Origin of the sequence: Serratia odorifera, from assembly GCF_041448735.1 — a bacterium.
In the GTDB taxonomy this organism is placed as follows: domain Bacteria; phylum Pseudomonadota; class Gammaproteobacteria; order Enterobacterales; family Enterobacteriaceae; genus Serratia_F; species Serratia_F odorifera.
In genome coordinates, this window is record NZ_JBGMUT010000017.1 from 18,582 (window position 1) to 34,331 (window position 15,750).

Sequence of the window (15,750 nt, forward strand, 5' to 3'; positions counted from 1 at the left end):
CCGGCGCGTAAGGGCTATTTCGCTGCCGCAGCAGCCGTACTGACCCAGCCGTCAAAGGTGGCCTGGTGGGCCTTGATCCAGCCATCTACGTGGCGTTGAATATCGTCGGCGCTGTTTTCCCCGTTATGCATCCGCAGATTTTGCGCGTTCACGTCCGCCAGCGGCAGCTGCATGATGGCGAACAGCTTGGCGGCAGCCGGGTTGGCCTGGGCCCACTGTTTATTGGCGACGATATGCTCGTTATTGACCGGGAAGCCGTAGTTCTTGCCGTTTGGCAGTGCGGTATCCAGATCCTTCAGCGAACCGGGGTTGGCCGAAAACGGCACCGTCAGCCACACCACGTCGCGGCCGGGAACCAGTTCGTCGCTGACCCAGTAGGGGGTCCAGGTGAAGTACAACACCGGTTTGCCCTGCTTAAAGCGCGACAGGGTATCGGCGATGATGGCGGAATAGTTGCCCTGATTCTGCGTGACGGTGGCACTCAGGCCGTAAGACTTGATTTGCGTGTCAATCACCCGGCCACATACCCAGCCCGGCTCGCAGCCGGCCAAGTCAGCTTTTCCGTCGCCGTCGGCATCGAACAGCTGCGCCAGCTTGGGATCCTTCAACTGTGAAATATCGGTAATGTGATACTTGTCGGCGGTTTTTTTATCGATCAGATAACCCTGTGCCGCATTAGTGATATACGCGCCTTGACGGTAAAACTTTTGCTCGCCGCCGGCGTTGTTGAACATGTCGGTCTGCAACGGATCCCAGTTCACCGCCATATAGGTGGCGTCACCGGAGGCTATCGAGGTATAGGCGACGTTGTAATCGACTTCGCCGGTTGGCTGGACGTCATAACCCAGTTTTTCCAACGCGCGATTGACCAGTTCGGTTTGGAAGCTTTCTTCGGCGATGGTGCTTTGCAGTGGTTTCACCGTGACGCCTTTGCCGGGGAGATCGGCGGCGAACGCCTGTGTGCCTAGCAATGAAGTCAGGGCAAAGGCCCAAATTCCTGTCGAGCGCATAGTGGTTCCTCACGTTTTAACGATGCAGCCTCTGCCCCCGGCGCTAATGCCGGCCAGGGGCAGGAGCGGTCAAGACTTCTTGATGAAGGGGCGGCTGAGCAAGCCGATTGGGCCATGAGCGTACCAGCGACCCATGCCCTTGGAGCGGCGATCGCGCCCCAGCGACTGGGTGAGGCGATCGAGAATGATGGCCAGAATGACGATACCAACGCCGCCAACCGCCGCTAACCCCATGTCCAGACGGCCAATACCCCGCAGCACCATCTGGCCCAGACCACCGACGGCAATCATCGAGGCGATCACCACCATCGACAGCGCCAGCATCAGCGTTTGGTTGACGCCGGCCATGATGGTCGGCATCGCCAACGGCAGTTGAACTTTGAACAGTAGCTGACGCGGGCTGGAACCAAAGGATTCCGCCGCTTCGATCAGGTCTGCCGGTACCTGGTTGATCCCCAGAATGGTCAGACGCACGATCGGCGGCAGCGCAAAGATAATGGTCACCACTACGCCCGGCACGTTACCAATACCGAACAGCATCACTATTGGCACCAGATAGACGAACGCCGGGGTGGTTTGCATGGCATCGAGCAACGGCCGTATCACTTTGGCCGCATGCCGACTGCGAGCCAGCCATATCCCCAACGGCAGGCCGATAATGATGCAGAAGAACAGGGCGGTCAGTACCAGCGCCAGCGTCACCATGGCCTGCGACCAGGCGCCAATCGCGCCGATGGCGATCAGCGACACCAGCGTTGCCGCGCCCATGCCGAGGCTCGACAACTGCCAGGCGATCAGCGAGAACACCAGAATGGCAATCGGAGACGGCATGCCAAGCAGCAACTGCTGAAAGCCGCTGAGAATGAAATCGACCGGGACACGGATGCCCTGGAACAGCGGGCGGAAATGCAGTACCAGCCAGTCGATGCCGTGTGTAACCCAGGAGTCCAGCGGCAGCCAGGTTTTATGGAACGGATCGAGCAGGTTGAAGTGTTCCGGCTGCGCCGGCGCGCTGTTGAGCCAATCCGCTCCTTGCGCCGCAGGGTGGGCGGCATCCGGCGTCGCCGGAGGTGGATTGGATGACCAGGCATCGGCACCGCCGCTGGCGGCGGGAGTTTGTGCCGGCGCGTCGGCCGCGGCGGCATTTGACCAGGGATCGCTATTGGCGGCGGCAGGCGCAGCCTGAGCCGCGGCATCCTGGGTTGGGGCGGCGGAAGTGGCCGCCCAGGGATCTTGGGTAGTATCACTCATGCGCTGGGCCCTCTTTATCTAAAGCCTGCAACAGCTTGGCTTTGGAGATGATTCCGATATAGTTGTTTTCGTCGTCGACGACCGGCACGGCGCAGGGCGCCTGTGCTACCAGCGAAATCAGTTCGCTGAGCGGCATATCGGCCGGAACCGGCGCGGGGGCATCCAGCAACGCGTCGTCGAGTTTTTTGTTCTCCGACAGCGCCTTTTCCAGCGAGTCTATCGACACCACGCCGATAAACCGTTTGCCGCGTTCGAGGACGTAACCATAATCGCGGTCTTCGTCGCGCAGTAGCTGCAAGGCCGAGCGCGGTCCAAAGCCGGGGGTTTTGCGAATCAGGGTGACCGGTCGGCGCTGGGCGATATCCTTCGCGCTGAACACGTGGCTGATATCGACGCCGCGGAAGAAGGTGCGGACATAATCGTTGGCCGGATTGTTCAGTATTTCATCCGGCGTGCCGACCTGAATCACTTCGCCGCCCTGCATAATGGCAATACGGTCGCCAATGCGCATCGCTTCGTCCAGATCGTGGGAAATAAACACGATGGTGCGTTGATGTTTGGCCTGCAGTTTTACCAGCTCATCCTGCATTTCGGTACGGATCAACGGATCGAGCGCCGAGAAGGCTTCATCCATCAACAGAATATCCGGGTCATTGGCCATCGCGCGAGCCAGGCCGACACGCTGGCGCATACCACCGGAAAGTTCGTCGGGATAAGAATGGGCGTAGTTGTCCAGCCCCACCTGCCGCAATGCGTCCAGCGCTTTTTCCTGCCGCTCCTGTTGCGGCACGCCGGCTAATTCCATACCGAACGCAGTGTTATTTAGCACGTTCATGTGCGGCATCAGCGCGAATGACTGGAATACCATGCTGATCTTATTTCTGCGTACGGTACGCAGCGCGGAGTCTGATATTTTGGCAATATCCTCTCCGTCGATCAGCACCTCACCACGAGTGGGTTCTATCAGACGATTGAGAAGGCGTACCAGGGTGGATTTTCCGGAACCGGAAAGGCCCATGATGACAAATATTTCGCCTTCTTCAATGGCCAGATTGGCATTTTTAACGCCGAGCGATAATCCGGTTTTTTCAAATAGCTGGTCTTTATTGAGACCTTTGTCTATCAGTTTAAATGCCCGTTCTGGATGCTCGCCGAATATTTTATATAAGTTCTTTACTTCGAGTTTAATTGCCATGCAATTTGCTGTTTCCTCTGGTGTATTTCAAACGATAAAAAACTTCCTAGTAGAAAATAATAGTGCCCTATACCCTATCACAGTGAGTATCTGAGACAAGCCTCAATATCCCGCAAATGTGTCGAACGGTGGTTTACATCATACTTTCCATTAGTTATGGTAATGTGGCGAGCAATCAAATTTATCGTGCTTCGTCGGGCGGAATAATGGGCGTGAAGCGGCGGTTTTTTAACGAAAATAATTGTGCGATAAACAAGGGATATTTCGCCATTTCTCCGGCGTCACAGGCAATAAAAAACCCGGCAAACGACCGGGCAAAATTCATCAGTATTCAACCACAGATAGCGACACCGGGCAGATATCGCGGCACCGATGCCAACAGGCCAATATGACAGTCAGATGTCGCCTGATGCCTTACGATATAATCGCCTCGGATGACCAATATTACCGTATACCATTTCCACTCGGACAAATTGCGTATTGGCGCAATATTCCAGATAACGCCGGGCGGTGGTCTTGCTGATCCCAGCCTGTTCAACGATATCCTCCACCGCCAGAGCGCGATCCGGCTGGTTAACAAACAGCGTCTGTACCCGTTCCAGCGTATTGGGTTCGATGCCCTTGGCGCTGGGCTCGTTGGAGAATTGCTTGGACTGCAGGTTATACAGCGCGTCGACGCTGCTTTGGTCGATCACCTTGAAGCTGCGCTGGGTCTGCACGAATTGCATAAAACGCTCCAGTGAGTTGCGCAGCCGCTTATAGGACACCGGCTTGATGATGTAGTCGAAGGCGCCGTTGCGGATCGCCTGGCTGCAGGTATGCATGTCGCTGGCGGCGGTGATGAAAATCACCGAACAGCCGGGTGTTTTCACCGCTGGCTGTTCCATCAGTTCGATGCCCTGACCGTCAGGCAGGTAGTTGTCCAGCAGGATCAGACGCGGTTGATGGCTAATGACCTGGCTTTTGGCTTCCGCCAGGGTAGTCGCGTAGGCTACCACGCGCAGGTTAAAGTTATTTTCGATAAATTCTGCGTGCAGCGTTGCCAGCTGTGGTTCGTCTTCGACAATCAGAACGTCGAGTGCTTGATGATGCATCATTCATTCTTCCAAATGTTCAGGCTTTCGGGATAAACAACGAAAAAATGGCCCCGTGCGGATCGTTGTCCGACACTTCTATGCTGCCATGGGCCTGCGTCACATGGCTGGCTACCAGGTGCAGGCCGATGCCATGATCGCCTTTTTCCTTGGTGGTGACGCCGTGTTCAAACAGGGTTTCACGGATCTCCGGTGCCAGACCGGTGCCGTGGTCCGCCACTTCAATCACCAGTTCATTACCATTGTCATTGATATAAAGTTCTACCGCGTCATGCGGCGCGGCGCAACGCAAGGTTGCTTCCACCGCGTTGTCCAGCAGGTTACCGACGATCGACATCAGCTCGGTTTCATTCAGCGCCGCCGGAATGTGCTGCAGTTGGCAGGCGGGGTCAAAGCGCAGTTCTACCCCTTTTTCGCGTGCGGCGGCATACTTGCCCAGCAACAGCCCCGACAGTGCCGAGGAATTGAAGCGCTGCGAGATAAAGTCGAGCACTTCCTGGGCACCTTCCGACTGCGCCTCGACGTAGCGAATCGCCTCGTCGTAACGCTGCATATGCAACAGGCCGGCCAGGGTCGCCGTCCAGTTCAGCTGTTCATGACGCAGGATGCGCAGCGTATCGGCATAGCGTTTAACCTGGCTGAGTTGGCTGCTGAGGGTATTGATGTCATTTTTATCGCGGAAACTGATCACCCAGCCCTGCAAGCTGTCGGCTTCCATTATGCGCACCCGACTGGCGATTACCCGAATACCGTTGAAGCGACACGCCTCATCGTGGGTATCGTGCCCAAGCTGCGCGGCGGCAAAGAAATCCGGCTGTGCCTGAATCACTTCGCCGATGCGGCGGCCGATCGGGTCGCTCTCCGATTGGCGCAAATTCAATAATTCGCGCGCGGCACGGTTGAAGGTAATAATGCGCAGCTGTGGATCGATGGCAATCACGCCTTCGTAAATCGCTTCCAGCAGCGCTTTTTGCTGGCGTACCAATAGCGCAATCTCTTTCGGTTCCAGCCAGAACATTTGCCGCTTCAGGTTTTTTGACAGTAGCCAGGAAAAAATAAACAGCGCAACCAGCAGCAGGGCGATAGCGCCGACAATTTGTGTCAGAGTGCGGGCATTGACGTTATCAATATGGGATTTAAGGTAGCCGACGGAAACAATGCCGATCACCTGATTATTTTCGTCCACAATAGGTGCTTTACTGCGTAACGATATTCCTATGCCGCCTTTGCGAATCGAAATAATACTTTTTCCTGCCAGGACGTCCTTATTATCCCCGCCGACCATCGGCGTGCCGAGACGATCCTGATACTGCGAATGGTATAAATGTCGCGCCTGTCGATCGCCAATGACAATATAACTGGCATCGCTGCGGGCGCGGATTTTTTTCATCAGCGTATCGATGGCGATAATATCGTGACGTTGCACCGCCGCGCTCAAGGTCGGGATCAGCGCGATCTCCCGCGCCTGCACCTGGGCGCGGGCACCCAGATCGCGGTGCAACTGGGCATCAAGCCGATAGTAGGTATAGGCGCCAATCAGCGTCAACAGCAGGCTGGAGAACGCTACCAGACAAATAAACAGCTTGATCTGAAAGGATAAGTTTAATCGCATGCCGGCCGTTCACCCTCAAGCGTGCCAAAAGACAGGCAGGCATGATACACGCCAGAGGCAAGATTGAGGGCGATCAAATTGCGATTGTGCGCGTTACGTTATACTGAGCGTTCGCCGCCGTCAGCGATGTGTTAATAATCCTGTAATGTTTATATTCTCCGTAGCATTAACGCCATAGAATCCACGTCATATTTTACATAATCAGAATAAACACCATACAATCCATTAACACCATTAAAAACCCTTTTTAACTTTGAACAGCATCACAACCGATAATCCGTGCCTTTTCTTATGATGGCTGAACAAACCAATAAGAGGCCGGATTATGAGCACAACTGATGATTCTTATCTCGTCGCCAATGATAAAGCCGCAGAGGTTCCCCTGCGCGAAAAATGGTGGCGGGTGTTGGATAATTACAAGATAGGCATCATTCCGTTGCCGTTCTTTATTCTGGCCGGCGTACTTATTTTACTCGATTGCCTGGCCGGGAAACTGCCGAGCGATATTGTGGTCATGGTCGCTACGTTGGCATTTTTTGGCTTTGCCTGCGGTGAGTTCGGTAAACGCCTGCCGCTGGTTGGCAAGATGGGAGCGGCGGCGATTTGCGCTACCTTTATCCCGTCGGCGCTGGTGCATTATGGCCTGCTGCCGGACGTGGTGGTGCAATCGACCACGGTGTTCTACAAGTCGACCAACATTCTGTATCTGTACATTTGCTGCATCATCGTCGGCAGCATCATGAGCATGAACCGCCAGGTATTGATTCAGGGTTTCCTGCGTATCTTTGTGCCGATGCTGTGCGGCGAGGTGGTTGGTATGCTGGTGGGTATGGGCGTTGGTATGGCGCTGGGACTGGAGCCGTTCCAGATCTTCTTCTTTCTGGTGTTGCCGATCATGGCCGGCGGGGTAGGCGAGGGCGCGATCCCGCTGTCGATGGGCTACGCGGCGATCTTGCATATGGAACAGGGCGTGGCGCTGGGTCGCATACTGCCTATCGTGATGCTCGGCAGTCTGACGGCGATCGTGATTGCCGGTCTGCTTAACCAACTGGGCAAGCGTTATCCTCATCTGACCGGCGAAGGCAGCCTGATGCCAAGCAAAACCGCGGGCGAGGTGGTGTCGGCCAGCAATAAAACCATTGGCAATGTCGACGTCAGCACTTTGGCCTGCGGTGCGCTGCTGGCAATACTGCTGTATATGGTCGGCATGTTGTTGCACCGTATGATTGGGCTGCCAGCGCCGGTCGGCATGCTGTTTGCCGCAGTGGCGGTGAAACTGGCGCACGGGGTTTCACCGCGCATTCAGGAAGGCTCGCAGGTGGTGTATAAATTCTTCCGTACCGCAGTCACCTACCCGATTCTGTTTGCCGTCGGCGTGGCGATTACCCCATGGCAGGAGCTGGTGGACGCGTTCACCCTGCAAAACCTGGCGGTGATTGTCTGTACCGTGAGCGCGCTGGTAGGCACCGGTTTCGTGGTGGGCAAAAAGATCGGTATGCATCCCATTGATGTGGCAATTGTTTCCTGCTGCCAAAGCGGTCAGGGCGGTACCGGCGACGTTGCCATTCTCACGGCAGGCAATCGGATGTCGTTGATGCCGTTCGCCCAGATAGCCACTCGCATCGGCGGGGCAATCAACGTCTCGCTGTCATTACTGGTACTGTCACACTTTTTCTAGTCAACCTGTTCTTTGCCTTGCCCCGCCCCCGCGGGGCTTTTTTATGCCTGATTGCGCGCGGCAAACGCCTGACTAAACCAGTCGATAAATACGCGCACCCGCGGCGACAGTTGGCGGTTGCGCGGGTACAGCAACGATACCGGCATCGGCGTGGGCGGATACTGCGCCAGCAACGGCAGCAGCGAGCCGCGAGCCAGATCTTGCTGCAGGTGGTAATGCGGCACCTGAATAATCCCCAATCCCAGCCGCGCCGCCGCCACCATACTGTCGCCGCTGCTGACGGTGAGCGTGGTCGGTAGCGTGATTGAGCGTGGCTTGCCATCGACCAGAAACTCCAGCGGCATCAAGCTGCCGGTGGCAGAAGAGCGGAAGCCGATCATCCGGTGGTTGGCCAGCGCCTCAAGTGAATCCGGTACGCCGAAGCGCTGCAGATAGTCCGGCGAGGCGCAGGTCGTTTCGCTCAGGGCGCCGATGTGGCGCGCTACCATATCGCTGTCCTTCAGCTTGCCGACGCGCACCACGCAGTCGACCCCTTCACGCAGTGGGTCGATCAGCCGATCGCCTTCGCTCATAAACAGCTCGATGTCCGGATAGCGGGCTAAAAAGTCCGGCAGCCCCGGCAGCAGAAAATGACGCGCCAGCGTACCGTGCACGTCAATACGCAACAGGCCGCGCGGTTTGGCGCCGGCGAACGCCATTTCGGCATCCTCGATATCCGCCAGAATGCGCAGGCAGCGCTGATAGTACGCTTCGCCATCCAGCGTAGGGCTGACGTGGCGCGTGGTACGTTGCAGCAGCCGTACCTTGAGCCGCGCCTCCAGCTGTTTGATGGCATCGGTGACGGTCGAACGGGGTAGCGCCAGATCCTGCGCCGCCTGCGTGAAACTGCGTTGTTCCACCACCCGGGTGAAAAGCCGCATTGCATCGATTCTGTCCATTGCCATTGTTCGCTGATTTCGGATAGTGATAACGAATATTAGGGGATTATCCGCCAAGCAGAAAGAGGCATGATGTTTTTAGCGCAGTAAACACCGTTAACTCACCACCAGGAGTATCCAATGAACAGTCCACAGCAACAGGTTGCTATCGTCACTGGTGCATCGCGCGGCATTGGCGCGGCGATCGCCGAACGACTGGCCGCCGATGGTTTTACCGTGATTATCAACTATGCCGGCAATCAGACGCTGGCCGACGCGCTGGTACGCAAGATTGAACAGGTAGGAGGTCGGGCGTTGAGCGCGCAGGCCGACGTCAGCGACGCGGCGGCGGTGGCACGGATGTTTGAGCGTGCCGAACAGGCCTTTGGCGGCGTCGATGTGCTGGTAAACAACGCCGGCGTGATTGCGCTGGCCCCTCTGGCGGAGATCGACGATACCGAGGTCGATCGGGTGATCGACATCAACCTGAAGGGTACCGTCAACACGTTGCGTGAAGCCGCCAAACGTCTGCGTGACAATGGCCGCATCATCAACTTTTCGTCCAGCGTGGTGGGGTTATTGCAACCCACTTACGGCGTGTATGCCGCCAGCAAAGCGGCGGTTGAAGCGCTGACCAGCGTGCTGGCGAAAGAGCTGCGCGGGCGCAATATCACCGTTAACGCCATCGCACCGGGCCCAACGGCAACCGATTTGTTCCTGGAAGGTAAAACGCCAGAATTGATCGAACGGCTGGCCAAGATGGCACCGCTGGAACGGCTGGGCGAACCGCAGGACATCGCCGCCACGGTGGCTTTCCTGGCCGGGCCTGACGGCGCCTGGGTCAATGGCCAGACTCTGCGGGTCAACGGCGGCATTATCTGATCGGATGCCGCACCCACATGGTAGCGCGGGAGTGGCCGCCATGTGGGCCGCCAGCAGGCGATAGTCCGACTGCCGGCAGCCAGGCGATCAGAACTCCCAGTCTTCGTCCTCGGTGTTGACCGCTTTGCCCATCACGTAGGACGAACCGGAACCGGAGAAGAAATCATGGTTTTCATCGGCATTGGGTGACAGCGCCGACAAGATGGCTGGATTGACCTCCGCCATCGACGGCGGGAACAGCGCCTCGTAACCCAGGTTCATCAGCGCCTTGTTGGCGTTGTAATGCAGGAAGGTTTTCACGTCCTCGGTCCAGCCAACGTCGTCGTACAGCTCTTCGGTGTAGCGCACTTCGTTATCGTACAGATCCTGCAGCAGATCGAAGGCAAAGCTTTTCACCTGCTGGCGTCGCGTTGCGCTCACCTGTTCCAGTCCTTTTTGGAACTTGTAGCCGATGTAGTAACCGTGCACCGCTTCGTCGCGGATGATCAGGCGGATCAGATCGGCGGTATTGGTCAGTTTGGCGCGGCTCGACCAGTACATTGGCAGATAAAAGCCGGAATAAAACAGGAACGACTCAAGGAACACGCTGGCGACTTTCTTTAACAGCGGATCGTCGCTGCGGTAGTGCGCCAATATGATGTCGGCCTTTTTCTGCAACGCGCGGTTTTCTTCGCTCCAGCGGTAAGCATCGTCTACGTCACGGGTCTGGCACAGCGTCGAGAAAATGGAGCTGTACGAACGCGCATGTACCGCTTCCATAAAACTGATGTTCGAATATACCGCTTCTTCATGCGGGGTGATGGCGTCGTCAATCAGCGTCGGCGCACCGACGGTGTTCTGGATAGTGTCCAGCAGCGTCAGACCGGTAAACACGCGAATGGTCAACTGCTGCTCCTTGGCGGTCAGCGTCGCCCATGACGGGATATCGTTCGACAGCGGCACCTTTTCCGGCAGCCAGAAATTGGAGGTCAGTCGGTTCCATACCTCCAGATCTTTGTCGTCTTCGATTCTGTTCCAGTTGATTGCCTGGATGCGTTGCATTTTCATAAGATCCCTCACAGCGCGCAGGACACGCAGCCCTGAACTTCGGTGCCTTCCAGCGCCATCTGGCGCAGGCGGATGTAATAAATAGTCTTGATCCCCTGACGCCAGGCGTAAATCTGCGCGCGGTTGATGTCGCGGGTGGTGGCGGTATCGCGGAAGAACAGCGTCAGCGACAAACCTTGATCGACGTGTTGAGTCGCAGCGGCATAGGTGTCAATGATCTTTTCCGGCCCGATCTGGTAGGCATCCTGGTAATAATCCAGGTTGTCGTTAGTCATATAGGGGGCAGGGTAGTAAACGCGACCGATTTTGCCCTCTTTGCGGATCTCGATCCGCGAGACGATCGGGTGAATACTGGAAGTCGAATTGTTGATGTACGAAATCGATCCGGTTGGCGGCACCGCCTGCAGATTCTGATTGTATAAGCCGTGCAGCATCACTGACTGGCGCAGCGCCAGCCACTGCTCTTGCGTCGGGATCTCTACGCCGGCCTCGGCAAACAGCTGCCGCACCCGCTCGGTTTGCGGCTGCCACTGACGATCGACATATTTGGCGAAGTAGTCGCCGCTGGCATAGGCCGAGTGTTCAAAGCCGTCAAAGGCGTTACCGCGTTCAATCGCCAGCTGATTGGACGCGCGGATGGCGTGATAGGCCACGGTGTAGAAATAGATATTGGTGAAATCGATGCCTTCTGGCGAACCGTAGTAGATACGTTCACGCGCCAGGTAGCCGTGCAGGTTCATTTGGCCAAGGCCGATGGCGCGCGAGGCGCGGTTGCCTTCGGCGATTGATGGCACCGAACGGATGTCGCTCATCTCCGCCACGGCGGTCAGGGCACGGATGGCGGTGTTGACCGCTTTGCCAAAGTCGGCGGCATCCATGGTTTTCGCAATGTTCAACGAACCAAGGTTGCAGGAGATGTCCTTGCCGACCTGCGCGTAGCCGAGGTCGTCATGATACTTGCTGGCGCGATTGACCTGGAGGATTTCCGAGCACAGGTTGCTCATGTTGATACGACCGGCAATCGGATTTTCGCGGTTTACCGTATCTTCAAACATCATGTACGGATAGCCGGATTCAAACTGAATCTCCGCCAGCACCTGGAAGAAATCGCGCGCGTTGATGCGTGACTTGCGGATGCGCTTGTCATCAACCATCTCGCGGTATTTTTCGCTGACGCTGATGTCCGAGAATGGCATGCCATAAACCCGTTCTACGTCGTACGGCGAAAACAGGTACATCTCTTCGTTGTTTTTTGCCAGTTCGAAGGTAATGTCCGGGATCACCACCCCCAGCGACAGCGTTTTGATGCGGATCTTCTCGTCGGCGTTTTCACGCTTGGTATCAAGGAAGCGCAAAATATCCGGGTGATGGGCGTTGAGGTACACCGCGCCGGCACCCTGGCGTGCGCCCAGCTGGTTGGCATATGAAAACGCGTCTTCCAGCATTTTCATGATTGGAATCACGCCGGAAGACTGGTTTTCGATGCGCTTTATCGGCGCGCCGACCTCGCGAATATTGCTCAGCAGGAACGCGACGCCACCGCCGCGCTTGGACAGCTGCAGCGCCGAATTGACCGCGCGGCCGATGGATTCCATGTTGTCTTCAATACGCAGCAGAAAGCAGGAAACCAGTTCGCCGCGCTGGCGTTTGCCGCTGTTGAGAAAGGTCGGCGTCGCCGGTTGGAAACGCCCGGAAATCATCTCTTCCACCAGATCTTGCGCCAGTTGGCGATCGCCGGCCGCCAGCGTCAAGGCCACCATGCAAATCCGATCTTCGTAGCGCTCCAGGTAGCGTTTCCCGTCGAAGGTCTTCAAGGTGTAGCTGGTGTAATACTTGAAGGCGCCAAGGAAGGTTTCAAAGCGGAACTTCTTCGCATACGCCTGCTTGAACAGCTGCTTGATGAAGGGGAAGTCGTACTGCGCCAGTACCTGTGGCTCGTAGTAGCCTTCCTCCACCAGATAGCGCAGCTTTTCTTCCAGGTTATGGAAGAACACCGTGTTCTGATTGACGTGCTGGAGGAAGTAATGCCGCGCCGCCAGTCGATCCTTGTCGAACTGGATGTGACCTTTGGCATCGTAAAGATTGAGCATCGCGTTAAGCGAATGGTAATCCTGCGCGTTGGTTGCGGGGGTCAGTTCTGTCGTTGCCAAAATGCGGTTACTCCCTGTCGAACGTTTGCAACGTCTTGTGCGGTGCCAAGTAGCTCAAAACGATATAAAAAAGGCACCTGGCATTTTTTGGCGATGATATCGCCGGCAATGCCATACGCTGCGCCGAAGTTGGTGTTCCCGGCGGCAATCACGCCACGCAGGAAACTGCGGTTCTGTGGCTGGTTTAGAAAACGGATCACCTGGGTGGGCACCGCGCCGGTGCTGCCACCGCCGCCGTAGCTCGGCACAATCAGAATATAGGGCTGAGCCATCAGCAACGGGCTGCGGCTGCCGGCGATCGGAATACGCATCGCCGGCAGGCCGAGTTTCTCAATAAAGCGGTGGGTGTTCTCCGAACTGCTGGAGAAATAGACCAATGGATTCATGGTCACACCTCACGATGCCGTGGCGTGGGCCAGTGCGCCTATTTTATCCGGGCGGAATCCCGACCAATGATCGTCACCGGCGATAATCACCGGAACCTGCTGGTAACCTAATGATTTTACATGGGTCAACGCCTGCTGATCCTGAGTGAGATCGACCACCTGATAGTCCAGTCCCTGCTTATCGAACGCCCGATAGGTCGCATTGCACTGGACACAGTCAGGTTTGCTGTAAATAATAATCATCATGATTCGTATTCACCTTTTATCTTGAAGGAAAGGCGGATAAGCCAGAAATAATTCGTTCAAAGGGCAGTTTCTGGCGGTGTAATCAACCGGTAAGCATCCCTGTGGTTGACGTTTTAAATACTATATATTGATCCTGATTTTATCAACCGCACCATATATGGTGTTTTGTCGCAATTTGATGGCAGGGCGCAGCAGGACTGGATTTAGGCGGGGAAATTTATTTTTGTCGGTCAGTGGGCCGGCAGTGCCGGCCCGGTAACATCACTTCTTCATACTGACCGCCAGGCGATTGAAGGCGTTCATGATGCAGATGGCGAACGTCAGATCGCTGATCTCGGCCGCGCTGAAATGCTCTTTAAGCGGCTCAAAGACGCTGTCCGGCGCATGGCTGGCGGCGATCAACGTCACCGATTCCGCCCATTCCAGCGCTGCGCGCTCACGCTCGCTGAACGCGTTGCTGACCCGCCAGCCGGCCAGCATGTCCACTTTGCCGTGACTGGCACCGCTTTCCCGCAGCGCCTTGCCATGCATCTCCAGGCAGTAGGCGCAGCCGTTAAGCTGTGAAACGCGCATGAATATCAGCTCGATCAACGGTTTTTCCAGCGGGCCGTGCTCTAGAGCGAGCAGGGCGCTGACCATGCTTTTGTACGGCGCCGGCGACAGTTCGACATAGTTTAAACGTGGCGTAATCATCGGAGTTCTCTTCTCGGTTAGGTGTCGGCAGCCACTTTAACCACGATATGGACTATGCTATAGAGCCATAAAATGATTATTTAACCAGGCCATAATGCGACCATTCTTTGCTTCCCTGCGGCTGGACAGCCAACTGGCTGAACCGCTGTATCGGCAGATTTATCTACGTATCAAACAGGCGATAGGACAAGGCGCGCTGCCGGCAGGCAGCCGTTTGCCGTCGGTGCGTGGTTTGGCGAGCGATCTGGGGGTGGCGCGCGCGACGGTGGAAAGCGCGTATGCGCAACTGGTTGCCGAAGGATTTTTACAAAGTCGCGGCCAGGCGGGCACCTATGTCTCGGCGCAATTGCCGCCGCTAGCGCGGCAATTGACGTTGGCGGCGGCGATGGCGATGCCGACGGTCAAACCGCCTGCGTCGCCGTTCAGCCCGGATGGCGCAACGCTGGCGCCGTTCCAACTGGGATTGCCGGCGCTGGACGCCTTTCCACGTGCGGTGTGGCAACGGATCGTCGCGCGGCAACTGCGCGCTACCACGGCGCTGTCGTTGGCGCACCCGCCAGCCAGTGGTTTGAGCGCCTTGCGTGAGGCGATTAGCCACTATCTGGCGTTGTCGCGCGGTATTCATTGTGGTCCGGATCAGATCTTTATCTGCAGCGGCTATCAGGCTCAACTGGATCTGATCGTCAATACGCTGTTGCAGCCGGGCGATGCGGTGTGGCTGGAGGATCCCGGTTACCCGATTACGCGACCGTTGTTACACGCCGCCGGCATACAGACGGTGCCAGTACCGGTTGATTCGCAAGGCATGAATATAGACCTCGGTATGGCCCGGCGGCCAGACGCCCGCATGGCGGTGTTGACGCCGACTCACCAAAGCCCGTTAGGTGTGTCGCTCAGTCTGGCTCGGCGTATGGCGCTGCTTGAATGGGCACAGCAACGGCAGGCGTGGGTTGTCGAGGATGATTATGACAGCGAGTTTCGTTATGTCGGCCGCCCATTGCCACCGTTAAAGAGTCTTGATGGCCAGCAGCGGGTGCTGTACGCCGGTTCGTTCAGCAAAACGCTGTTCCCGTCGTTGCGTCTGTCTTATCTGGTCGTGCCGGCAGCTCAGGTGGCGGCGTTTGAGCAGGTTGCCCGCCAGCGTCTGTGCGGCAGTCCTCCGTTGATACAGGCCAGCGTGGCGGCATTTATCAGCCAGGGGCATTTTTACCGACATCTGAAGCGCATGCGGCCGCTGTACCGCCAACGCCGACAATGGTTGGCTGACGCATTGCAGCAGCAGTTAGGCAGCGTTTTGAGCGTGGCGGCGCAGGCGGGAGGGATCCAATTGCTGGCGCGATTGACAGCGGGAAGCGATAGCGCGCTGGCGGCGGCGGCATGGCGTGACGGGTTGGCGGTGCAGGCGCTGTCTGACTGGCAGCAGACGTCCGCGCTGCAGCAGGGCATCTTGTTGGGGTTTACCAATTTTACCCAGCAGTGGGAGGCGGAGCAGGCGGTGGCGAGGTTGGCGGCGGCGTTGGTCAGCCTTAATTAAACGGCCCGCGGTTTCCCGCGGGCCAGACGCACATTTGTCTTATCTTTATGATGAC

Annotated in this window: 14 protein-coding genes; 3 read left to right on the top strand and 11 right to left on the bottom strand. The window is 56.8% G+C overall.

Going from position 1 to position 15,750, the window contains the following annotated elements; genetic code table 11:
• Nucleotides 1-14: 14 nt before the first annotated feature.
• The 5 genes from proX to ACCC84_RS22325 all read right to left on the bottom strand — a co-directional run bounded on the left by proX (nt 15) and on the right by ACCC84_RS22325 (nt 6,162).
• Entirely contained in the window at nt 15-1,010 is a 996-nt protein-coding gene (gene proX, locus ACCC84_RS22305) for a glycine betaine/L-proline ABC transporter substrate-binding protein ProX (protein ID WP_198773951.1), read from the bottom strand.
• A gap of 69 nt (nt 1,011-1,079) precedes the next feature.
• Nucleotides 1,080-2,261, bottom strand: a complete 1,182-nt coding sequence (gene proW, locus ACCC84_RS22310) for a glycine betaine/L-proline ABC transporter permease ProW (protein ID WP_004959366.1) — start codon at nt 2,259-2,261, stop codon at nt 1,080-1,082.
• The gene (proV, locus tag ACCC84_RS22315; RefSeq protein WP_004959369.1) at nt 2,254-3,456 is read right to left on the bottom strand and encodes a glycine betaine/L-proline ABC transporter ATP-binding protein ProV; all 1,203 of its coding nucleotides are present in this window, start codon (nt 3,454-3,456) and stop codon (nt 2,254-2,256) included. Before proV ends, proW begins: the two co-directional genes overlap by 8 nt.
• Before the next feature lie 395 nt (nt 3,457-3,851).
• On the bottom strand, nt 3,852-4,550 hold the full coding sequence (locus tag ACCC84_RS22320; RefSeq protein WP_039992601.1) for a response regulator: 699 nt from the start codon (nt 4,548-4,550) through the stop codon (nt 3,852-3,854).
• Between the two features lie 19 nt (nt 4,551-4,569).
• The gene (locus ACCC84_RS22325) at nt 4,570-6,162 is read right to left on the bottom strand and encodes an ATP-binding protein (protein ID WP_088499768.1); all 1,593 of its coding nucleotides are present in this window, start codon (nt 6,160-6,162) and stop codon (nt 4,570-4,572) included.
• Nucleotides 6,163-6,487: 325 nt separating this feature from the next.
• Between ACCC84_RS22325 and ACCC84_RS22330 the strand changes: the two genes are divergently transcribed.
• Complete coding sequence (locus ACCC84_RS22330) at nt 6,488-7,840, top strand: 2-hydroxycarboxylate transporter family protein (RefSeq protein WP_004959381.1); 1,353 nt, start codon at nt 6,488-6,490, stop codon at nt 7,838-7,840.
• A 41-nt stretch (nt 7,841-7,881) separates the two neighbouring features.
• On the opposite strand, the gene ACCC84_RS22335 is transcribed toward ACCC84_RS22330, so the two are convergent.
• Nucleotides 7,882-8,778 (bottom strand): LysR family transcriptional regulator, encoded by an 897-nt coding sequence (locus ACCC84_RS22335; RefSeq protein WP_039991824.1) that lies wholly within the window; start codon nt 8,776-8,778, stop codon nt 7,882-7,884.
• A gap of 120 nt (nt 8,779-8,898) precedes the next feature.
• Between ACCC84_RS22335 and ACCC84_RS22340 the strand changes: the two genes are divergently transcribed.
• Nucleotides 8,899-9,639, top strand: coding sequence for an SDR family oxidoreductase (locus ACCC84_RS22340; RefSeq protein ID WP_371902353.1), 741 nt, complete (start codon nt 8,899-8,901; stop codon nt 9,637-9,639).
• A gap of 87 nt (nt 9,640-9,726) precedes the next feature.
• Here ACCC84_RS22340 and nrdF read toward each other — a convergent pair whose 3' ends face one another.
• The 5 genes from nrdF to ACCC84_RS22365 form a co-directional block, all read right to left on the bottom strand.
• Nucleotides 9,727-10,686, bottom strand: a complete 960-nt coding sequence (nrdF, locus tag ACCC84_RS22345; protein ID WP_004959389.1) for a class 1b ribonucleoside-diphosphate reductase subunit beta — start codon at nt 10,684-10,686, stop codon at nt 9,727-9,729.
• Nucleotides 10,687-10,694: 8 nt separating this feature from the next.
• Nucleotides 10,695-12,836 carry a class 1b ribonucleoside-diphosphate reductase subunit alpha gene (gene nrdE, locus ACCC84_RS22350; protein WP_371902354.1) on the bottom strand — a complete coding sequence of 714 codons (2,142 nt, stop codon included), beginning with the start codon at nt 12,834-12,836 and terminating at the stop codon, nt 10,695-10,697.
• Nucleotides 12,818-13,222 carry a class Ib ribonucleoside-diphosphate reductase assembly flavoprotein NrdI gene (gene nrdI, locus ACCC84_RS22355; protein ID WP_004959395.1) on the bottom strand — a complete coding sequence of 135 codons (405 nt, stop codon included), beginning with the start codon at nt 13,220-13,222 and terminating at the stop codon, nt 12,818-12,820. The genes nrdE and nrdI overlap by 19 nt, the downstream gene beginning before the upstream one ends.
• Nucleotides 13,223-13,231: 9 nt before the next feature.
• On the bottom strand, nt 13,232-13,468 hold the full coding sequence (gene nrdH / locus ACCC84_RS22360; protein WP_004959397.1) for a glutaredoxin-like protein NrdH: 237 nt from the start codon (nt 13,466-13,468) through the stop codon (nt 13,232-13,234).
• Between the two features lie 261 nt (nt 13,469-13,729).
• Entirely contained in the window at nt 13,730-14,161 is a 432-nt protein-coding gene (locus ACCC84_RS22365) for a carboxymuconolactone decarboxylase family protein (RefSeq protein WP_004959401.1), read from the bottom strand.
• Between the two features lie 91 nt (nt 14,162-14,252).
• Here ACCC84_RS22365 and pdxR point away from each other — a divergent pair, with 91 nt between their 5' ends.
• On the top strand, nt 14,253-15,695 hold the full coding sequence (gene pdxR, locus ACCC84_RS22370) for a MocR-like pyridoxine biosynthesis transcription factor PdxR (protein WP_371902361.1): 1,443 nt from the start codon (nt 14,253-14,255) through the stop codon (nt 15,693-15,695).
• Nucleotides 15,696-15,750: the final 55 nt, after the last annotated feature.